The 19,385-nt window shown below is 65.7% G+C and carries 20 protein-coding genes; 4 read left to right on the plus strand and 16 right to left on the minus strand.

Annotated elements, in window-relative coordinates; genetic code table 11:
- Positions 1-16 precede the first annotated feature (16 nt).
- The 4 genes from ispG to ndk form a co-directional block, all read right to left on the minus strand.
- Complete coding sequence (ispG, locus tag EPN59_RS01180; protein WP_293034097.1) at positions 17-1,324, minus strand: flavodoxin-dependent (E)-4-hydroxy-3-methylbut-2-enyl-diphosphate synthase; 1,308 nt, start codon at positions 1,322-1,324, stop codon at positions 17-19.
- Between the two features lie 104 nt (positions 1,325-1,428).
- Positions 1,429-2,610 carry a helix-turn-helix domain-containing protein gene (locus tag EPN59_RS01185; RefSeq protein ID WP_293034086.1) on the minus strand — a complete coding sequence of 394 codons (1,182 nt, stop codon included), beginning with the start codon at positions 2,608-2,610 and terminating at the stop codon, positions 1,429-1,431.
- Between the two features lie 212 nt (positions 2,611-2,822).
- On the minus strand, positions 2,823-3,977 hold the full coding sequence (rlmN, locus tag EPN59_RS01190; RefSeq protein ID WP_293034087.1) for a 23S rRNA (adenine(2503)-C(2))-methyltransferase RlmN: 1,155 nt from the start codon (positions 3,975-3,977) through the stop codon (positions 2,823-2,825).
- Positions 3,978-4,116: 139 nt separating this feature from the next.
- Complete coding sequence (ndk, locus tag EPN59_RS01195; RefSeq protein ID WP_293034088.1) at positions 4,117-4,542, minus strand: nucleoside-diphosphate kinase; 426 nt, start codon at positions 4,540-4,542, stop codon at positions 4,117-4,119.
- Positions 4,543-4,913: 371 nt separating this feature from the next.
- Between ndk and EPN59_RS01200 the strand changes: the two genes are divergently transcribed.
- Positions 4,914-5,612, plus strand: a complete 699-nt coding sequence (locus EPN59_RS01200; RefSeq protein ID WP_293034089.1) for a Bax inhibitor-1/YccA family protein — start codon at positions 4,914-4,916, stop codon at positions 5,610-5,612.
- Between the two features lie 137 nt (positions 5,613-5,749).
- On the opposite strand, the gene EPN59_RS01205 is transcribed toward EPN59_RS01200, so the two are convergent.
- The 10 genes from EPN59_RS01205 to EPN59_RS01250 form a co-directional block, all read right to left on the minus strand.
- Entirely contained in the window at positions 5,750-6,523 is a 774-nt protein-coding gene (locus tag EPN59_RS01205; RefSeq protein ID WP_293034090.1) for an MBL fold metallo-hydrolase, read from the minus strand.
- A 10-nt stretch (positions 6,524-6,533) separates the two neighbouring features.
- A complete protein-coding gene (gene bamC / locus EPN59_RS01210; RefSeq protein ID WP_293034091.1) occupies positions 6,534-7,676 on the minus strand; it encodes an outer membrane protein assembly factor BamC in 1,143 nt (380 codons plus the stop codon).
- A gap of 117 nt (positions 7,677-7,793) precedes the next feature.
- The gene (gene dapA / locus EPN59_RS01215) at positions 7,794-8,699 is read right to left on the minus strand and encodes a 4-hydroxy-tetrahydrodipicolinate synthase (protein WP_293034092.1); all 906 of its coding nucleotides are present in this window, start codon (positions 8,697-8,699) and stop codon (positions 7,794-7,796) included.
- A gap of 43 nt (positions 8,700-8,742) precedes the next feature.
- Positions 8,743-9,378: a methyltransferase domain-containing protein gene (locus tag EPN59_RS01220; RefSeq protein WP_293034093.1), complete on the minus strand. Its 636-nt coding sequence runs from the start codon at positions 9,376-9,378 to the stop codon at positions 8,743-8,745.
- A 10-nt stretch (positions 9,379-9,388) separates the two neighbouring features.
- Positions 9,389-10,591 carry a tryptophan--tRNA ligase gene (locus EPN59_RS01225; RefSeq protein ID WP_293034094.1) on the minus strand — a complete coding sequence of 401 codons (1,203 nt, stop codon included), beginning with the start codon at positions 10,589-10,591 and terminating at the stop codon, positions 9,389-9,391.
- A gap of 4 nt (positions 10,592-10,595) precedes the next feature.
- Entirely contained in the window at positions 10,596-11,261 is a 666-nt protein-coding gene (locus EPN59_RS01230) for a site-2 protease family protein (protein ID WP_293034095.1), read from the minus strand.
- Between the two features lie 126 nt (positions 11,262-11,387).
- Positions 11,388-12,023 (minus strand): L-threonylcarbamoyladenylate synthase, encoded by a 636-nt coding sequence (locus EPN59_RS01235; protein WP_293037341.1) that lies wholly within the window; start codon positions 12,021-12,023, stop codon positions 11,388-11,390.
- Between the two features lie 141 nt (positions 12,024-12,164).
- A complete protein-coding gene (locus tag EPN59_RS01240) occupies positions 12,165-12,995 on the minus strand; it encodes a PHP domain-containing protein (RefSeq protein WP_293037339.1) in 831 nt (276 codons plus the stop codon).
- Positions 12,996-13,132: 137 nt separating this feature from the next.
- Positions 13,133-14,017, minus strand: coding sequence for an alpha/beta hydrolase (locus EPN59_RS01245; RefSeq protein WP_293045374.1), 885 nt, complete (start codon positions 14,015-14,017; stop codon positions 13,133-13,135).
- 81 nt (positions 14,018-14,098) lie between these two features.
- Positions 14,099-15,031 (minus strand): ferritin-like domain-containing protein, encoded by a 933-nt coding sequence (locus tag EPN59_RS01250; RefSeq protein ID WP_293045377.1) that lies wholly within the window; start codon positions 15,029-15,031, stop codon positions 14,099-14,101.
- A 172-nt stretch (positions 15,032-15,203) separates the two neighbouring features.
- Here EPN59_RS01250 and EPN59_RS01255 point away from each other — a divergent pair, with 172 nt between their 5' ends.
- From EPN59_RS01255 to EPN59_RS01265, 3 genes are all read left to right on the plus strand, one after another.
- On the plus strand, positions 15,204-15,728 hold the full coding sequence (locus EPN59_RS01255) for a gamma carbonic anhydrase family protein (protein WP_293042480.1): 525 nt from the start codon (positions 15,204-15,206) through the stop codon (positions 15,726-15,728).
- Positions 15,729-15,781: 53 nt separating this feature from the next.
- Positions 15,782-16,744 carry an Hsp33 family molecular chaperone HslO gene (locus EPN59_RS01260; RefSeq protein WP_293042483.1) on the plus strand — a complete coding sequence of 321 codons (963 nt, stop codon included), beginning with the start codon at positions 15,782-15,784 and terminating at the stop codon, positions 16,742-16,744.
- Between the two features lie 213 nt (positions 16,745-16,957).
- The gene (locus tag EPN59_RS01265) at positions 16,958-17,296 is read left to right on the plus strand and encodes a hypothetical protein (protein ID WP_293042491.1); all 339 of its coding nucleotides are present in this window, start codon (positions 16,958-16,960) and stop codon (positions 17,294-17,296) included.
- Positions 17,297-17,387: 91 nt separating this feature from the next.
- Here the strand turns inward: EPN59_RS01265 and ftsB are convergent, their stop codons facing one another.
- Together ftsB and eno are read right to left on the minus strand one after the other, a co-directional pair.
- Positions 17,388-17,861 (minus strand): cell division protein FtsB, encoded by a 474-nt coding sequence (gene ftsB, locus EPN59_RS01270; protein WP_293042486.1) that lies wholly within the window; start codon positions 17,859-17,861, stop codon positions 17,388-17,390.
- A gap of 113 nt (positions 17,862-17,974) precedes the next feature.
- Entirely contained in the window at positions 17,975-19,258 is a 1,284-nt protein-coding gene (gene eno, locus EPN59_RS01275; protein WP_293045379.1) for a phosphopyruvate hydratase, read from the minus strand.
- Between the last annotated feature and the right edge of the window lie 127 nt (positions 19,259-19,385).

Raw genomic sequence — 19,385 nt, forward strand, 5'->3', positions numbered from 1 at the left:
TGCACGCATCCGTGCTTTAAGCCGTGGCTTCGGAGTTGCCGTACTTGCGCACGACGTAGTCGCTCACGATCTTCTGGAACTCTTCGGCAATGTGTTCGCCGCGCAGCGTCTTGACCTTCTCGCCGTCGATGAACACCGGCGCCGCCGGGTTCTCGCCCGAGCCGGGCAGACTGATGCCGATGTTCGCGTGCTTCGACTCGCCCGGACCGTTCACGATGCAGCCCATCACGGCGACGTTCATCGTCTCGACGCCCGGATATTCGCTGCGCCATACCGGCATTTGCGCGCGCAGGTAGTTCTGGATCTGCGACGCGAGTTCCTGGAAGAGCGTGCTGGTCGTGCGGCCGCAACCCGGGCAGGCGATGACCATCGGCATGAACGAGCGCAGGCCCATGGTCTGCAGGATTTCCTGGCCGACGATCACTTCGCCCGTGCGCGATGCACCCGGCTCCGGCGTGAGCGAAATACGGATCGTGTCGCCGATGCCTTGCTGCAGCAGCACCGAAAGCGCAGCCGTCGAAGCGACGATGCCCTTCGAGCCCATGCCCGCCTCGGTCAGGCCGAGGTGCAGCGCGAACGCGCAACGCTTCGAGAGTTGCTGGTACACGGCGATCAGATCCTGCACGCCGCTGACCTTGCACGACAGGATGATCTTGTCGCGGCCGAGGCCCAGTTCGACGGCGCGCTCCGCGGAACCGATCGCCGACTGGATCAGCGCTTCGTACATCACGCTTTGCGCTTCCCACGGCTCGCTGCGCACGGCGTTCTCGTCCATCATCTTCGCGAGCAGATCCTGGTCGAGACTGCCCCAGTTCACGCCGATGCGCACCGGCTTGTCGTATTTGATGGCCGCTTCGATCATCTGCGCGAACTGCGTATCGCGCTTGGCGCCCTGGCCGACATTGCCCGGATTGATCCGGTACTTCGAGAGCGACTCGGCACAGCCCGGATAGTCGCGCAGCAGCAGATGGCCGTTGTAGTGGAAGTCGCCGATGAGCGGCACCGACACGCCCATGCGGTCGAGCTGCTCGCGGACCGCCGGAACCGCAGCGGCCGCTTCCGGCGTGTTCACGGTGATGCGCACCAGCTCGGAACCGGCCTGGGCGAGTTCCTTGATCTGGATGGCGGTGCCGATCGCGTCGGCGGTATCGGTGTTCGTCATCGACTGCACGCGCACGGGCGCGTCGCCGCCGATCGTCACGAGGTTGCCGCCCCAGCGCACATGAACACCATGCGACTTGCGGCGCGGCGCGTGACCGCCAAGGATCGGCTCGTTCGAACAGATCTGGCTGATGCTGGACGGGGATTGCTGTTCGGTTTGCATCGGGAAACCCATTTACATCTCACGCGCACCGCAGATGCAGCCACGCGCGAATTGAAAAAGCGCCGCCGCCGGTATAGCCGGCCGCGACGCATGCCATATCTCTATCAGGGCAGCACGAAGCGCGCGACATTCCCGCGCGCCGACGCGTATTTCGACGCGTCGACCGGCTGGCCGTCGATCGTCATCGATTCGATGCCGGCCTTGTTGCCCACCGTAATCTTCAACGGTCCGGTGCCCGCGATCTCGCGCGCGTCGCTGCCGTGGATCAGGCCGGAGAATACCTCCTTGCCGTCCTTCTGGCGCACGCTGACCCAGGTGTCCTGCGTCACGCGGATCGCGAACGTCGATGTGTCCGCGCCCGAGGCTTGTGTCGTTGCTGCCGGCGTCGTTGCTGCGGCCGGTGCAGCCGGTGCGCTCGCGGCCGGTGCGTGCGCCGCAGGCGCCGCGCTAGCGGGCGCTGCGTTTGCACGTGCTGCACTAGCCGGAGCTGCATTCGCCGGAGCCGCATTTACCGGAGCCGCATTGGCCGGTGCTGCGTTAGTCGGTGCTGCATTCGCCGGAGCCGCCGGAGCTGCCACAGCCGCCTGCGGCGCGCTGCCCGCAGCAGCAGGCGCGGCGCTGGCCGGAGCGGCGTCGCTCGCCTGGGCATCCGCCGGAGCCTGCGCCTGATCGCCCTGCGCCGCCGATGCGCCAGTCGTCTGGCCTTCGGTCACCGTCGCGGCGTTGGGTTGCACATGCGCGTCGTTCGCCATCGACTTCAGGCGCGCAAACCACGCCGACGATTCACCGCTGTTCGTATGCCACATGGCGATCGCGATCACCGCAACGATCACCGCCGCCACGCCCCACAGCCACGAACCGCGGCGCGATGGGCCGCTGCCGCCGAGCGAGACCGAGACGCGGCCGCGCGGCAGTCCGCCGCCCGCCGAAGCCGGCATCGACAGATCCTGCTGCAGCACGCCGCGCTCGCGGCGCAGCGCCTGCGTGAACGGGGTCGGATCCGCGTCGAGCATCTTCGCGTAGCTGCGCACGACGCCCAGCGCGAACGTCGTATCCGGCAACTGGGTCAAATCGCCTGCTTCGAGCGCGCGCAGCTTGCTGATCGACACCTTCAGCCGCGCCGACACGTCCTCGACCGCCCATCCCTTTGCCTCGCGAAGCTGCGCAAAGCGCGCACCCGCTGCGGCCAACGTGTCGGGCACGGCCTGCACCGGCGATGGCGCACTGCCAGGCGTCGGACGGTCTGCATTGGACTCTGTCCCGAAAGGGTGCTGCGGCTCGCTCATCCCTAAATCCTTGCGTCGATTCTTTTCATTCCTGGAATCTGCCGGGTGCTTCGTGCCCCACCCCGATTCGCAGACCGTTTATATCAAAATGCACGGCTTCTGTGCCGCTTCCGATCGCTTCTGCAACTGTCCTTCACTACCTGTCTTTCACTACTACCGATGATGGCCTGTGCCCCCGGGCAACCGCACGGGCCTCATCCCTGCCGGTGCGCTCAATGCGGCACCGGCCTCACTTCAATGACCCTGCGCGCGCTGCGTTCGGCAAGGTGCGTGCGGTCCTTCACTTCGCCTGCAAGCTGCCCGCAGGCCGCATCGATGTCGTCGCCGCGCGTCTTGCGCACGGTCGTGACGACGCCCGCATCCATCAGGATCTGCGCAAAGCGCTTGATCTGCTCCGGTTTCGAGCGCAGCAGGCCCGATTCGGGGAACGGATTGAACGGGATCAGATTGAGTTTGCACGGCACGTCCCGCGTCAGCGCGAGCAATTCGCGCGCGTGCTGTTCCGTGTCGTTGACGCCGTCGAGCATGCAGTACTCGAACGTGATGAAGTCGCGCGGCGCGACTTTCAGATACCGCTGGCACGCGGCCATCAGGTCGCGCAGCGGATGCTTGCGGTTGAGCGGCACGAGTTCGTCGCGCAGCGCGTCGTTCGGCGCGTGCAGCGAAACGGCGAGCGCCACCGGCAACTCCGCGCCGAGACGGTCCATCATCGGCACGACGCCCGAAGTCGACAGCGTGACGCGCCGGCGCGACAAGCCGTAGGCGTTGTCGTCGAGCATCAGCCGCATCGCGGGCACGACTGCTTCGTAGTTCAGGAGCGGCTCGCCCATGCCCATCATCACGACGTTCGTGATGACGCGCTCGCCCTTGCCTTCACCGCCGGTCGCCTTGCCGCCCGCTTCGCCCAGAAGGGACGCGCGCAGCGCGAACTCCGCCATGCGAAGCTGGCCGATGATTTCGGCGGTGGTGAGATTGCGGGAGAATCCTTGCTTGCCGGTGGAGCAGAACCGGCAGTTGACCGCGCATCCCGCCTGCGAGGACACGCACAGCGTGCCGCGCGTCTCTTCGGGGATGAACACGGTTTCGACGGCGTTGCCGTTGCCCACGTCGACGAGCCACTTGCGCGTGCCGTCGGCGGAGACGTGATCGCTGATGATGCCGGGCATGCCGATGACGGCACGGCCTTTGAGCTTTTCGCGCAGCGATTTCGCCAGATCCGTCATGCCGTCGAAGTCGGCGGCGTTGTACTGATGGATCCAGCGTTGCAGCTGTTTGGCGCGAAACGGCTTCTCGCCGAGGCTTTCGCAGTATGCGACGAGGCCTTGGGCGTCGAGATCGAGAAGGTTGACGGTGGAACTGCTCGTCATGGTCAATCCTGCCATTTCAGTGCGAACCGAGTGAACCCGCGGGCTCACCGGCCGGCCATGCGGCTCGTCTTGCGAGCCTTCGGACGGACGGTGAACGCCATTGCCGTTCGCGCAACCTGGTGCTGCTTCGTCGGCTCGCTTAGCGCGAGTAGACGTTGACCTGCGGGAAGAAGAACGCGACTTCGACAGCAGCCGTTTCAGCGGCGTCCGAGCCGTGCACGGCGTTGGCGTCGATGCTGTCGGCGAAGTCGGCGCGGATCGTGCCCTTTTCCGCCTTCTTCGGGTCCGTAGCGCCCATCAGTTCGCGGTTCTTCAGGATGGCGTCCTCGCCTTCCAGCGCCTGCACCATCACCGGACCCGAGATCATGAATTCGACGAGGTCCTTGAAGAACGGACGCTCTGCGTGAACAGCATAGAACTTCTCAGCGTCGGCGCGCGAGAGGTGGACCATGCGGGCGGCAATGATCTTCAGGCCAGCGTTTTCGAAGCGGCTGTAGATCTGGCCGATCACGTTCTTTGCCACTGCGTCCGGCTTGATAATCGACAGGGTGCGTTCGATCGCCATAAAAACTCCAGAAAATTAATAGGTTACAGGTCCAAACGAATCGTCAATTGTAGCATGTTCCCATGTATGATTGCGATTGGACCCCGTTACCGGGGTGCGAAGTCCGGTCACAGGGCCGAGCAAGGGACCTGGAAAAGGGCAAGAATGGGCAAAAACCGGTGAAAAACCGGTGAAAAGCGCCCTGACAGCCCCCCAGACGGGCGCCCACGCCCACCGCCCGTGACGCGGCGGCCCGTGTACGCGGGCCCGCAAAGAAGTGCGCCGACCCGTTGAAACTCCAGGGCTGCGCGCATATCTTACGAGGGAGCGGATCGCAGGATCCGCCCCTGGCGCCTCCATCAAAACCGGCGCCTCTCACGCAAGGAGAAAGCATGAACCAGTATCCGTATAACTTCGGCCGCGGCGGATCCGTCATCACGGCCGAGGCCCGCAACCGCGTACTGCGCAACACCTACTGGCTGCTCGCGCTGTCGATGGTGCCAACGGTGCTCGGCGCGTGGGTGGGCGTCGTCACCGGTTTCACGCTGTTTTCGGCCACGAGCCCGGCCATGAGCCTGCTTGCGTTCTTCGCAATCGCCTTCGGCTTCATGTTCGCGATCGAGCGCACCAAGGACAGCGCCGTCGGCGTATTCGTGCTGCTCGGCTTCACGTTCTTCATGGGCCTGATGCTCTCGCGGCTCCTGACGGTCATCCTGCACTTTTCGAACGGCCCGTCGCTCATCATGCTCGCCTTCGGCGGCACCGGCATCATCTTCGCCGCCATGGCCACCGTCGCGACGGTCAGCAAGCGCGATTTCGCGGGCCTCGGCCGTTGGCTGTTCATGGGCGTGATCGTGCTGCTGCTCGCCGGCGTCGCGAATATCTTCCTGCAACTGCCCGCGCTGATGCTCACCTTCTCGGTGATGGCCATCGTCATTTTCTCGGCCTACATGCTGGTCGACGTGCAACGCGTGGTGAACGGCGGCGAGACCAACTACATCACGGCCACGCTTGCAATCTATCTGGATCTCTATAACGTCTTCACGAACCTGCTCGCCCTGCTCGGCATCTTCGGCGGTAACCGCAACTGAGCGTAACTGAGCGCAGCCAGGCGCGCAGACCTGCCCCGCTTGCTGGCCCTCTCGGCCCGCAAGCGATTCATGAAAAAGCCCATGACACTCCTGTCATGGGCTTTTTTGTTCCTGATCGCTCAGCAAAGATCGGCGGCTCAGAGTGCCACCCAGTCGAACCCCTCGTCCTGCGACGCCACCCCAATTTCTGTCGCCGCGTTGCCCAGCACGCCGTCCATCGCCGCGCGCGCCAGTTCGGGCGTGTTGTTTTGCTGACTCAGGTGGGCGGCGACGAGATAGCGCAGCTTCGAGCGGTCGAGTCCGGCCAGAATCCGCGCAGCGGCCTCGTTGTTCAGGTGCCCGTGCGAGCCGCCGATGCGCGCCTTCAGCGACGGCGGATAGCGGCTCGCCGCGAGCAGCGCGACATCGTGGTTGCATTCGAGGACGAGCGCATCGCAGCCTCCGAGCACCGCGCCGATGTGCGGCGTCGATTCGCCGACGTCGGTCAGCACGCCGAGCCGGCTCGCCCCGTCGTTGAAGACAAACTGCAGCGGCTCGCGCGCATCGTGCGGGACCGTATAAGGCAGGACGCCCACAGCGCCGATCTCGACCGCTTCGTCGCTCCACAGGACGTGCAGATCGACGCCCGCAGTGTCCGCGCCGACGGCCTGCGCCGTGCCCCAGCTCGTGTAGAGCGGAATCGACCAGCGGCGCGCGAGCGTGAGCGCGCCGCCGATATGGTCGCTGTGTTCGTGGGTGATGAGGATGGCGTGGAGCGTATCGGCGGCCAGGCCCGCTCGCGCGAGCCGCCGCTCGACTTCCTTCGCCGAGAAACCGCAGTCGAGCAGCACGCGCGTGGGGCTCGCGCCGCCGCCTGCTTCTACGACCAGCGCGTTGCCCTCGCTCCCGCTGCCGAGGCTTGCAAAGCGCACGGCGGCTGCGTCAGTTGAGCTGGGCGTGCAGCGCCGTCACGATGCGCTGCGCTTGCGTCGACGTGTCCACCTGACCGTTCTGGTCGAGCACGGCGATCTGCGTTTGCACATCGCTCTTGGCGCGAACGGCGATGAGGAACTCCGCCCCCTGATTCTTCGCAGCCGACTTCGGGCTGTAGAACAGCTTGCCGAGCAGACCGTCGCCCTTTAGTTCCTGCATCGAATCGGCGTAGCGGACGTAGTAGATGCCCTTCGCGCGGTCGCGGTTGTCGACCGTGAAGTTGGTGCGGTCGAGCGCGAGGCCGACGCGCAGCCACGCGCGGTCGAACGACTCGGGCAGATCGAGCGTGGCGCCGCCCGCAGTGTTGTCGATTTTCGCGACGACCGTCGACGTGCGTGCGTCCGTCAGCAATTGCTTCGACTGTGCGTCTGTGAGGCCGAACTTCTGCATCAGCTTCGAGAGGAACAGCGCTTCGAGAGCGGGATCGCGCGGGCGCTCGACCCACTTCGACCCCGTCTTCTCCTGCCCCGTCAGCATTTCTTCCATCGCGGAATGCGTGATGGAGATGTCGGTCTGGCCGTCTGCGCCGCGCGTCACGAGCGTGCGGAAGCGGTCGCGCGTGCCCGACGAATACGCGAAGTCGATCACGCGGCCGATCGTGCGGCGGAACCAGTCATCCGGAATGTTGGCGCGGTTTTCCGCCCAGCCGGTCGTCATGATGCCGGTGGACGACGAGTCGGTCGCCAGCGCGAAGCCGTTTTCCTGCCAGAAGGTCTGCAGGATCGGCCAGACGTCGTCCGGCGTGCGGCCGTCGATCACGAGCCAGCGGCGGTCGCCGTCGCGCTCGATGTGCATGCCGAGCGGATCCTGCGCGGTCGGCGTACCGAGCGTGGTATTGCCCGCGCTCGTCACCGTGCCCTTCGGCGCATTGCCGAGCCCGGCCTGCGGCGGCGGTGCGACGTACTTCTGCTCGGTCGGCGCCGACGAGAGATCCTGCGGCACGGTGAGCGGCGGCGCGCTCGGCGTGTCCTTGTAGTTGACATGATCCGGCGCGAGCACGTCGTTCAGCGACTCGCAGCCTGCGAGCGAACCAATAGCCAGCGCCAGCACCGCCATTCGGGTGGCGTGAAGGGAGAGAGCGGAACGTTTCATGGAGACCTTCGTGATACTGGTGCGCAAAGCCGGGATCTGTCGTGGATACGGGCGGTGGCGGCGTCGGTTAATAATCGGGCTTGGCCGGGCTCTTGATCGGGCTTGTTTACCGGCAAATCAGCCGATCAGACCGGCTTCGCGCAATGCCGTGCGCACCACGTCGTGGTAGCGGGCGTCGAGCGGCGTGAGCGGCAGGCGAATGCCGCCTTCGATGCGGCCGAGTTCCTGCAGCGCCCACTTCACGGGAATCGGGTTCGATTCGATGAACAGATTCTTGTGCAGCGACAAAAGCTTCATGTGGATCGCACGCGCGGTCTTCACGTCGCCTTCGAGCGCTGCCTTGCACAGGTCGCTCATCTGGCGCGGCGCAACGTTCGCAGTCACCGAAATATTGCCGTGGCCGCCGAGCAGCATCAGCGCAATCGCCGTAGGATCGTCACCGCTGAAAATGCTGAAACCCTCGGGCGCGTGCTTGATGAGGTGTGCGGCACGGTCGATGTTGCCCGTCGCTTCCTTCACGCCCACGATGCCCGGCACCTGCGCAAGGCGCAGGATCGTCTCGTTCGACATGTCCGCAACGGTGCGGCCCGGCACGTTGTACAGCACGACCGGCAGATCGACCGTCTCGGCGATCTTCGAGAAGTGGCGGTACATGCCTTCCTGGGTCGGCTTGTTGTAATACGGCACGACCTGGAGCGAAGCGTGCGCGCCAACGGCCCTGGCCTGGCGCGTCAGTTCGATCGCTTCAGCAGTGGAATTGCCGCCTGAACCGGCGATGATCGGCATGCGGCCAGCGGCGTGCTCAACCGCCGTCTTGACCATCAGGATGTGCTCTTCGACGTCGAGCGTGGCGGACTCCCCGCTCGTGCCGACGACGACGAGGGCATCCGTCCCCTCTTCGACATGCCAGTCGATCAGTTTGCGGAACGCCGGCAGGTCGAGACTGCCGTCCTCGTGCATGGGGGTGACGATCGCGGGGATACTGCCGCGCAACGTGATGCCGTCCTGGGTGCCGTTAGCCATGAAACGTCTAAAAATGAGTACGTTAAATTGCGATTGTAGCGGATTAGCCGGTCAGATCGTACCGCCGTACGGGAAGTACCTGAGCCGCGCCTCTACTACCGGCCGTTACAGCAGGGCTCGTCGCATGCGTCTCGCGCACCGCGCAGATCCGCTGGATGAACGCCTCGCGCGGCTCGGCGAGAAAGCCGTCCTGATACGCGATCACCCGCAGCGCGGGCGTGCACGCCGCCAGCAGTTCGCCCGGCGCGAGCAGGAAAGCGGGATTGGACGGCTTGCCGACAGTCTCGTTGCCTTGCGCAAAAGTCTCGTAGATCAGCACGCCGCCCGGCGCCAGTGCGTCGATTAAACGCGGCATGAGCGGCCGGTGCAGATAGTGGGTCACGACCACCGCCGTAAATTGCCGCTGTGGCGCGAGCGGCCAGGGCGCGCCTTCGAGGTCGCATTCGAGCGTCTCGATTCCCGCCACGCCGGCCATCGTCGCCAGTGCGGCGGCGTCGCGATCGAGCGCCAATACCGGGTGGCCGCGCTGCGCGAAGAACCGGGCGTTGCGCCCCATCCCCGACGCCACCTCGAGCACCGCCTGCCCCGGCGCGACGAGATGCGCCCACTGGCGCACCCAGCGCGACGGTTCGGCGAGCGCGCCGTGCGGCGCGCCGGCAGCGGATACGGGCGTCGTCACGCGAGCGCCCTCAGTTGTACGAGAGGCCCATCGCCTCGCGCACGTCGCGCATGGCCTCGCTCGCGAACTTGCGCGCCTTGTCGCAGCCGTCGGCGACGATTGCACGCAGGAGCGACGGGTCGTCCATGTACTTCTGCGCCCGCTCCAGCATCGGCTGCTGCTCGCGCAGGATGCCGTCGATCACGGGCTGCTTGCACTCGAGGCAGCCAATCCCCGCCGAACGGCAACCCTTTTGCACCCAGTCGTGCGTCGCTTCGTCCGTGTAGACCTGGTGCAGCTGCCACACCGGGCACTTGTCCGGATCGCCCGGATCGGTGCGGCGCACGCGCGCCGGGTCGGTCGGCATCGTGCGGACTTTCTTCGTGATCGACTCGGCGTCTTCGCGCAGGCCGATCGTGTTGCCGTACGACTTCGACATCTTCTGGCCGTCGAGGCCCGGCATGCGCGACGCTTCCGTGAGCAGCACCTGCGGCTCCGGCAGAATGATCTTGCGCGAGCCTTCGAGGTAGCCGAAGAGGCGTTCGCGGTCGCTCATCGACAGGCTCTGCGACTCCGACAGCATCGCGCGCGCCTGTTCGAGCGCCTCTTCGTCGCCCTCCTGCTGATACGCGTTGCGCAGCTCGTGGTAGAGCTTCGAGCGCTTGCCGCCGAGCTTCTTCGCGGCTTCATTCGCCTTGTCCTCGAAGCCGGGCTCGCGGCCGTACATGTAATTGAAGCGGCGCGCCATCTCGCGCGCCATCTCGACGTGCGGCACCTGGTCCTCGCCGACCGGCACGAGCGACGCGCGGTACAGCAGGATGTCGGCGGCCATGAGCACCGGATAGCCGAGGAAGCCGTAGGTGCCGAGATCCTTGTCGCGCAGCTTCTCGATCTGCTCCTTGTAGGTCGGCACGCGTTCGAGCCAGGACAGCGGCGTGCTCATGCCGAGCAGCAGCGCCAGTTCGGCGTGCTCGGGCACGCGGCTCTGGATGAACAGCGTCGCCTGGTTCGGATCGATGCCGGACGCCAGCCAGTCGATCAGCACGTCCCAGACGTTTTTCTCGATGACCTCGGGCGTTTCGTAGTGCGTCGTGAGCGCATGCCAGTCGACCACGCAGAAAAAGCACGGGTACTCGGACTGCAGCCGCACCCAGTTTTTCAGCACGCCGTGATAGTGGCCGAGGTGCAGCGACCCGGTGGGCCGCATGCCGGAGAAGATACGGTCAGGGAACATGATGTTATGAAAAGAGCGACATAAGTGGAGTAAGGATGACCGTGACCACGTCGTAGCCGAAGCTCACGAGCGGACGCAGCCAGAATCGTGTAAATACGCCTGTCACGAGCAGCGCCATCACGATGATGAAACCATAGGGCTCGAGCCGCGAGAGCGCAATGCTCGCGCGCGTCGGCAAAAGTGCCGCGAGAACGCGGCCGCCGTCGAGCGGCGGCAGCGGAAAGAGGTTGAGCACGCCGAGCACGAGATTCACGCCGACGCCGGCCTGCGCCATGCGCGTGAAGAACGGCTCGTCGATGCCGAACGCCAGTAGCGCGACAGTGACGAGCCCCCACACGAGCGCCTGGACGAAATTGCAGCCCGGCCCGGCCGCCGCGACCCAGAGCGTGCCCCAGCGCGGATTGCGCAGATTGCCGAACGAAATCGGCACGGGCTTCGCGTAGCCGAACACGAACGCGCCGCTCGTGAGGAAATAAAGGATGAGCGGCATCGCGATCGTTCCGACCGGATCGATATGGCGCATCGGATTGAGCGAGACGCGGCCGAGAACATATGCCGTGTTGTCGCCGAGCGCGCGCGCGACATAGCCGTGCGCGGCCTCGTGCAGCGTGATGGCGAAGATGACCGGAAGGGCGTAGACGGCGATCGTCTGTATCAGTGAAGCATCCATGGCGCGGTATTGTATCAATGCCCCGGGGCGCGGCCCGGGCGGTCAAGCGATGGCGTAACGATCGCGGAAGCGGCGGATGGTGGCGAATGGCGGCGCGTGGCGGCCGAAGAGTGACAAAGGCGTGCCTCATGCCTCCTGTTCGAGGCCGAACGGCGCGAGGCTGCCGCGCCCCGCGCGCACGAGCACCGGCTCGCGGCCCGTAAGATCGATGACCGTCGAAGGCTCGCACGGGCATGCGCCGCCGTCGATCACCAGATCGAGCTGTTTTTCGAGCCGCTCGCGGATCTCTTCGGGTTCGTTGAGCGGTTCGGTGTCGGGCGGCAGGATCAGCGTCGTCGCGAGCAGCGGCTCGCCAAGCTCTTCGAGAATCCCGAGCGGAATCGCATGACCCGGCACACGCAGCCCGATCGTCTTGCGTGACGGATGCGAGAGCCGCCGCGGCACTTCTTTCGTGGCCTGGAGCACGAACACGTACGGCCCCGGCGTCACCGACTTGATGAGCCGGTACTGCTGGTTGTCCACCATCGCGAAATTGGCCAGCTCGGACAGGTCCCGCACCATCAACGAGAGCAGCGCCCGCTCGTCCAGAGCGCGAATCCGGCGCAGACGCTCGGCAGCGTGCTTGTCGTCGATGCGGGCCGCCAGCGCGTAGCTCGAATCGGTGGGCAGCGCGATCAGGCCGCCCTCGCGGACGATCTGCGCGGCCTGCTTGAGCAGGCGCGGCTGCGGATTATCGGGGTGAAGCCGAAAGTACTGGGACATGGGCTCGATCAGCTATCAGGGGGCAAAACGCCGAAGCAGCGCCGACATATCGTACGACACTGCGGTACAACACTGCGGTACGACGCCGCGACACGTTCCGGCGCGACGGTAGGCCAGGGTTGCGGGCCGCGCAAGCGCGGCCTACAGCCATCGTTCCCAGACTGGCTTGAGATCGGAGGGAAGCGGCGGCAGGCTGCCGGGCGCGATCGAATCGGGTCCGGGCGCATGGAAGTCCGATCCGCGCGACGCCTCGAAGCCGAAACGGCGCGCGACGGCGGCGTACTCGGCGTATTGATCCGGCGTATGGCTGCCGGTGACGACCTCGATGGCCTTGCCGCCCCGGTCGATGAACTCACCGAAGAACGTGTCGAATTCGAGCGGCGTGTAGAGGTAGCGGCCCGGATGCGCGACGACGGCCTCGCCGCCCGCGGCCTTGATCCATGCGACCGCGTCGCCGAGCTTCGCCCAGCGGTGCCCGATATAGCCGGGCTTGCCCTCGCCGAGCCAGCGCGAAAACGCGTCCTGGGTGTTCTTCGCACGGCCCGACTCGACGAGAAAACGTGCGAAGTGGGTGCGCGAGATCAGATCGGGATTGGAGACGTAGCGCAGCGCGCCGTCATAGGCGTCGGCAATGCCGAGTTCGCCGAGCCGCTCGCCGATCGCAACCGCACGCGCGGCGCGGCCGTTACGCGTCTGCACGAGCCCTTCCACGAGCGCGGGGCATTCGGGATCGACGTTCAAACCGACGATGTGCACGGTGCGCGACGCCCACGTCACCGAGATCTCGACGCCGCACAGATAGCGCATGCCGAGCGCCTCGGCCGCTGCGCGCGCCTCGCGCTGGCCGCCGACCTCATCGTGATCGGTGAGCGCCCACAGCGTGACGCCGCCCGACTGCGCCAGCCGCGCGACAGCGGCGGGGGCCATCTGGCCGTCCGAAACGGTGGAGTGACAGTGCAGATCGGCGTTCATCGCTAGCGTGAAAAAGTCAGGCGTCGATTCTACTGCAATGCAGTGACGCCGTCCGGGCGCGGCCGACGCGGTGCGCGCCACCGGCCTGCGATGTCATCGGCAAAGCATCGGCAACGATGCCCGACTCGGTCTCGCCGCTACGCGCAGAAGGCTTCGATCAGCCGGGCGATTTGCTCGGGCTGGTCGTGGTGGATCATGTGCCCGGCATCGTCGACGATGCGCTCGCGCCAGTCGGGGAACGCCTCGAATCGCGTCTTGAATTCGCCGATCGGCACGGCGCCCGCCAGCCGCGCAAGCGTTTCGGAGTGGGCCGCCTCGACGTGCAGCACCTTGGCGCTTACGTGCGACCAGATCGCCATCACCTCGTCGATGCGGTAAAGCAGCGGGCTGCGCATTTTGTGAGCCGCATCGGCGAGCAGCAGGTAGCCGCCTTCGCCGTCCGGTTTCGACCAGTGCTGCGCGAGAAAGCGCGCACGCAGTGCGGCGAGCCGCGGATTCGTCTTCACGAGGCGCGCGGCCACGTCGTCGAGCGACGCATAACGACGCATCGCGGGCGGCTCGCGCAATTCGTCGAGCCACGCGCGCACGCGCCTCGGCGCTTCGGCGGCGGCCGGCGCAGGCATGCCGAATCCTTCCAGATCGACCACGCGGCGCACGCGCTGTGGCCGCACGCCCGCATAGAGACACGCGATGTTCGCGCCCATGCTGTGGCCGACGAGGTTGACCGCACCGGTCGGCGCGTAACGATCGAGCAGCACATCCAGATCGGCGAGGTAGTCGTAAAACCAGTAACTGCCGCCGCCCTGCTCCGCAACCGGCCAGTCCGAGAGACCGAAGCCGCGCATGTCCGGCGCGATGACCTGCCAGTCGCCGCCCAGCGCATCGACGACGAACTGAAACGACGCCGCGACATCCATCCAGCCGTGCAGCATGAAGAGGACCGGCGCGTCGGCGGCGCCCCAGCACCGCACGTGCAGCCGGATGCCATTGACTTCAACGAATTCGGATCGGGAAACGTTCATGCGTGAAGGTGGAAAATACAGGTAGAAAAGAATGGTCGTTCGATTATATCGACAGATGCTGACCCGCATCTGACTGCGCCCTTATTCATCTTTGTCGTCGTCACGCAGCCGCGCATCCGCTGCGGCCTGTTCCGGCGCATCCTGGGACGCGAGTGTGTCGAGTTCCGCGTCGTCGAAGCCCGCCGAGCGGCGCGCCTCGAAGTTGAACGGCCCGCGCATCTTCGGCGCGCGGTACTGCTGTGCGAGCGTGAGCCACGCCGCGTGCGGATCCAGTCCGCGCGCTTCGCACAGGAAGCGGAACCAGCGATTGCCGATGCGCACATGCCCTACCTCATCACGCAGGATCACATCGAGCACTGCTGCAGACTGGTCGTCGCCCGCCTGCTTCAGGCGCGCGCGGATCGGCGGCGCAGCATCGAGCCCGCGCGCCTCCAGCACGCGCGGCACGAGCGCCATGCGCGCGAGGACATCGTCGCGCGTGCGCTCGCACATCTCCCACAGGCCGTTGTGGGCCGGAAAATCGCCGTAGGCGTGACCGTAGTCCGCGAGGCGCGCGCCGAGCAGCGAGAAGTGAAAGGCTTCTTCGGCAGCGACCGTCAGCCAGTCGGCGTAGAACGCGTCGGGCATGCCGGGGAAACGCCAGACGGCGTCGAGTGCGAGATTGATCGCGTTGAATTCGATGTGCGCGAGCGCGTGCAGCAGGACCACGCGGCCTTGCGGCGTGCTCATGCTGCGCCGCTCCAGCTGGCGCGGCTCGACCAGCACAGGACGAGCCGGCCGCCCCGGCAGATCCGCGGGCGCGTCGATTTCGCGCTGCGCATCCCAGCACGATATGTGATTCGACATGCCATTCGATATGCCGTCCTGCACGAGCGCATGGAGCGCCTGCACGGCTTCGGCTTTCGCGCCGGGATCGCGCTCACGCAGCGCATCGAGCGCGGCAAGACGCCAGTTACCGGGCACGCCGATACGTTGGGCACACAGCTTGGAATCGACTGAAGCAATGGAAGTCATCGGGAACGAACGAGAAAGCGCAGAAATAGTCCAGGTCGCGGCACCGCGCGGCACGCCAGGCGGTCCGCGCGCGACCGTTTACAATACGCGATTCACCTGCCGTGCGCCCTGCCCTGACGCAACGACGCCGCATCCGCACCGCAGCCCCCCCGACCTCAGGAGACGCAACACCGTGGCCATCTACAAGCTTGGCGAAGCCGCACCCACTATTCACGAAAGCGTGTTCGTCGCGGACAACGCAACCGTCATCGGCACGGTGACCCTGGCCGAGGACGCGAGCGTCTGGTTCGGCGCGACGCTGCGCGGCGACAACGAGCCGATCACGGTCGGCGAGCGCACCAATATCCAGGAAGGCGCGGTGCTGCACACGGATCCCGGCTACCCGCTCACGCTCGAAGCGAACGTGACGGTGGGCCACCAGGCCATGCTGCACGGCTGCACGGTGAAGGAAGGCGCGCTCATCGGGATTCAGGCCGTGGTCTTGAACGGCGCGGTGATCGGCCGCAACTGTCTGGTCGGCGCGGGCGCGGTGGTCACCGAGGGCAAGGTGTTCCCCGACAACTCGCTGATTCTCGGCGCACCGGCGAAAGTGGTGCGCGAACTCACCGAGGCCGACATCGCGGGACTCAAGCGCAACGCGGATGTCTACGCGAAGCGTCGCGAATATTTCAAGGCGCAGCTCGTGCGCATCGGCTAGGCCTGTCTGCCCATGCGCGCCGCGCCGTATGAATCGAAACGAAGGAAAAGATTGTGAACGACCAGTTGCAGAAATTCTTGTTCAGCGCCGCCCCGGTGCGTGGTGAGATCGTCTCCCTGCGCAGTACGTGGCAAGAGGTGCTCACGCGCCGTCAATATCCCGCGCCGGTGCAGACCGTGCTCGGCGAGATGATGGCGGCGTGCGCGCTGCTGTCGGCCAATCTGAAGTTCGACGGCACGCTGATCATGCAGATTTTCGGCGACGGTCCCGTGCGCATGCTGGTCGTGCAGTGCGCCTCGGATCTCTCGATGCGCGCGACCGCGCGGCTCGCCGACGGTCTCACGGCCGACGACGCCGCGGCGCTGCCCGATGACATGACGATCGCCGGCCTCATCAACGTGAGCGGCAATGCGCGCTGCGTCATCACGCTTGACCCGGCCAGCAAGCAGCCGGGCCAGCAGCCGTATCAGGGCATCGTGCCGCTGAACGGCACGGACGGCCCGCTCCATTCGATTTCCGAGGTCCTCGAGCACTACATGCATCACTCGGAGCAGCTCGACACGCGCATGTGGCTCGCGGCCAACGGCGAGCGCGCGGTCGGCGTGATGCTGCAGAAGCTGCCCGGCGACGGCGGGATCGTGCCGCACGCAGGCGAACTCGACACCGATACGTGGGACCGCGTCTGCACGCTCGGCGGCACGCTGTCTCGCGCGGAACTGCTCGAACAGGAACCCGAGGTGCTGTTCCGCCGCCTCTTCTGGCAGGAGAACGTGCACCACTTCGAACCCGCGCAGACGCGCTTTCAGTGCAGCTGCTCGCGCGAGAAGGTCGGCGCGATGCTGAAGATGCTGGGGCGCGGCGAAGTGGACGGCGTGATCGAGGAACGCGGCCACGTCGAAATCCACTGCGACTACTGCAACCAGCGCTACGAGTTCGATCCCGTGGACGTGGCGCAACTTTTCGCGGCGCCCGGCCTCTCGGAAGGCATTGCGCCCGCAGCGGACCGGCGCCACTGAGCGCTGCGACGATCATCGGGGAACGCGCTGCCGTGCCGGCGGCAGCGCGTGTGATTGCGGCGAGATTGAGCCGAAATTCAGGCTGACATTCGGATGCCCGGCATGCGTATGATTTGCTTAGGCATCCGACGGATGGAGAAGAGCATGAGCGGGAAAAACAGCCGCGAAAGTCTGCGGCGCAACGTGCAGCCGCGCCTTTCGGCAATCGCGACGATGATGGTGCTCGGCGCGGGCATCGCATTGACAAGCGGCTGCGTGATGGCCCCGCCAGGTCCGTCACCGATCCTGAGCCGGCTCAGCCCCGAGCAGTCGGGCGTGTCCGCGAACGCACATCCGCTCACGCCCGCGGAACGCGCGCGCTACGACGCCATCGACCGCCAGGCGCTCGCCGACCAGGAGCGCGCGATAGCCGCCGAAGCAGCCGCGCAGGCCTGGGCACGCACCGTTGCGCCGCCCGTCACGACGTTCGGCAGCTACTACGGTGGCAACTACGGCGGCTACTACGGCGGAGGCTGGGGCTATGGCTACCCGGGCTGGGGATGGGGCTGGTGAACCGATAGCAGAAAGTAAAAAAGCGCGGCTGACTGCCGCGCTTTTTCATTGAATCCAGCCGTGCCGAACAGTCCGGCGAATCTGGCAACCGTCAGGTCCGCCCGGCCTTTTTCTTCGCTTCCGACTTCTTCGCGTCGACCTTCTTCGTATCCGTCTTCTTCGCGTCCTTCGCGCGCCCACGCTTCCTTTCGGGCACGCGCGACACCGGGTTCGGCACGACCTTCACGGGCGCATCCGACATCACGCCGCGCGTCGACGTGTTCGACGACGCGCTGGGCGCGGGCGGCGGCTGGTTCGGCGAGACGAACTGCACGAACACCTCGCCGTCCTTCACCATGCCCATTTCGTAGCGCGCGCGCTCTTCAACGGCGGCAGTCCCGTTCTGGAGATCCTGCACTTCGCCCGCAATGCGGTCGTTGCGCGTTTTCTCGTCCTCGTTCTGCTTGAGCTGCTGGGCGAGTTGCCCCTGAATTTCGTGCACGCGCAGCCACCCGCCCCGTCCCCACCAGAGCGGGTACTGGACCAGCGCCAGCAGAATGATCAGGACGACAGTGACAAGCCGCATGAAGGATGCCGGATAAATACACGCCGCCCCGCGCAGAACGCGGGGCGGCGAAGACACGAGCCGAAGGAGGACAGCAAGGCTGTTACCAGCGTGCTCTGCGTATCAATACACCATCAGCGCAGATTGTAGAACGCCGACTTGCCCGGATAGGTTGCGATATCGCCGAGATCTTCCTCGATTCGCAGCAGCTGGTTGTACTTCGAGATGCGGTCGCTGCGCGAGAGCGAGCCGGTCTTGATCTGTCCCGCGTTCAGGCCGACGGCGATGTCCGCGATCGTCGAGTCTTCGGTTTCGCCCGAGCGGTGCGAGATCACGGCCGTGTAGCCCGCGCGCTTGGCCATTTCGATTGCCGCGAAGGTTTCCGTCAGCGTGCCGATCTGGTTGATCTTGATGAGGATCGAGTTCGCGATGCCCTTCTCGATGCCCTCTTTCAGGATGCGCGTGTTCGTGACGAACAGGTCGTCGCCGACGAGCTGGATCTTCTTGCCGAGCTTGTCGGTCAGCAGCTTCCAGCCGGCCCAGTCGCTCTCGTGCATGCCGTCTTCGATCGAGACGATCGGGAACTTGTCGGCGAGCGTCGCGAGGTAGTCGCTGAATTCCGCCGACGACAGTTGCAGGCCTTCGCCCGCCAGCTGGTACTTGCCGTCGTGGTAGAACTCGCTGGCCGCGCAGTCGAGCGCGAGCAGCACGTCTTCGCCCGCGCGGTAGCCGGCCTTCTCGATGGCTTGCAGGATGGTCGACAGGCATTCGTCATTGCTGCCGAAGTTCGGCGCGAAGCCGCCTTCGTCGCCGACTGCCGTGCTCATGCCGCGATCCGAGAGGATCTTCTTGAGCGCGTGGAACACTTCCGCGCCGCAACGCAGCGCTTCGCGGAAGGTCGGCTGGCTCACCGGCACGATCATGAATTCCTGGATGTCGAGGCTGTTGTTCGCGTGCGCGCCGCCGTTGACGATGTTCATCATCGGCACCGGCAGTTGCATCGCGCCCGAGCCGCCGAAGTAGCGGTACAGCGGCAGGCCGGCTTCTTCAGCGGCGGCCTTCGCGACGGCCATCGAAACGGCCAGCATCGCGTTCGCGCCGAGGCGCGACTTGTTGTCGGTGCCGTCGAGCTCGAGCAGGGTCTTGTCGAGGAAAGCCTGTTCCGAAGCGTCGAGGCCCATGATCGCCTCGGAGATTTCCGTATTGATGTGCTCGACCGCCTTCAGCACGCCCTTACCGTTGTAGCGGCCGGCTTCGCCGTCGCGCAGCTCGATCGCTTCGCGCGAGCCCGTCGACGCGCCCGACGGCACAGCCGCGCGGCCCATCGTGCCCGATTCGAGCAGCACGTCGCATTCGACGGTGGGGTTGCCGCGAGAATCGAGAATCTCTCGACCGATGATATCTACGATTGCACTCATGGTTTCCTCAGGAAATGACAGTAATTCTTGCGCGACCGGCGCCGCCTGCATGGATCCGCAAGGCGCAGCTTCTGCACGTACGGAATGCCCTGTCGCGTGGGACAGGCGGCGCGTGGGTCGGGTTCAA

The organism is Paraburkholderia sp. (genome assembly GCF_004298475.1).
In the GTDB taxonomy this organism is placed as follows: domain Bacteria; phylum Pseudomonadota; class Gammaproteobacteria; order Burkholderiales; family Burkholderiaceae; genus Paraburkholderia; species Paraburkholderia denitrificans.

Bases quoted from the DNA above. Each gene is read 5' to 3' on its own strand.
- EPN59_RS01265 (WP_293042491.1), top strand. From the start codon at position 16,958: ATGATGGTGCTCGGCGCGGGCATCGCATTGACAAGCGGCTGCGTGATG.
- EPN59_RS01185 (WP_293034086.1), bottom strand. From the start codon at position 2,610: ATGAGCGAGCCGCAGCACCCTTTCGGGACAGAGTCCAATGCAGACCGT.
- bamC (WP_293034091.1), bottom strand. From the start codon at position 7,676: ATGAAACGTTCCGCTCTCTCCCTTCACGCCACCCGAATGGCGGTGCTG.
- ftsB (WP_293042486.1), bottom strand. From the start codon at position 17,861: ATGCGGCTTGTCACTGTCGTCCTGATCATTCTGCTGGCGCTGGTCCAG.
- EPN59_RS01225 (WP_293034094.1), bottom strand. From the start codon at position 10,591: ATGTTCCCTGACCGTATCTTCTCCGGCATGCGGCCCACCGGGTCGCTG.
- EPN59_RS01240 (WP_293037339.1), bottom strand. From the start codon at position 12,995: ATGAACGCCGATCTGCACTGTCACTCCACCGTTTCGGACGGCCAGATG.
- EPN59_RS01245 (WP_293045374.1), bottom strand. From the start codon at position 14,017: ATGAACGTTTCCCGATCCGAATTCGTTGAAGTCAATGGCATCCGGCTG.
- EPN59_RS01200 (WP_293034089.1), top strand. From the start codon at position 4,914: ATGAACCAGTATCCGTATAACTTCGGCCGCGGCGGATCCGTCATCACG.
- dapA (WP_293034092.1), bottom strand. From the start codon at position 8,699: ATGGCTAACGGCACCCAGGACGGCATCACGTTGCGCGGCAGTATCCCC.
- EPN59_RS01250 (WP_293045377.1), bottom strand. From the start codon at position 15,031: ATGACTTCCATTGCTTCAGTCGATTCCAAGCTGTGTGCCCAACGTATC.
- eno (WP_293045379.1), bottom strand. From the start codon at position 19,258: ATGAGTGCAATCGTAGATATCATCGGTCGAGAGATTCTCGATTCTCGC.
- EPN59_RS01230 (WP_293034095.1), bottom strand. From the start codon at position 11,261: ATGGATGCTTCACTGATACAGACGATCGCCGTCTACGCCCTTCCGGTC.
- EPN59_RS01235 (WP_293037341.1), bottom strand. From the start codon at position 12,023: ATGTCCCAGTACTTTCGGCTTCACCCCGATAATCCGCAGCCGCGCCTG.
- ndk (WP_293034088.1), bottom strand. From the start codon at position 4,542: ATGGCGATCGAACGCACCCTGTCGATTATCAAGCCGGACGCAGTGGCA.
- rlmN (WP_293034087.1), bottom strand. From the start codon at position 3,977: ATGACGAGCAGTTCCACCGTCAACCTTCTCGATCTCGACGCCCAAGGC.
- ispG (WP_293034097.1), bottom strand. From the start codon at position 1,324: ATGCAAACCGAACAGCAATCCCCGTCCAGCATCAGCCAGATCTGTTCG.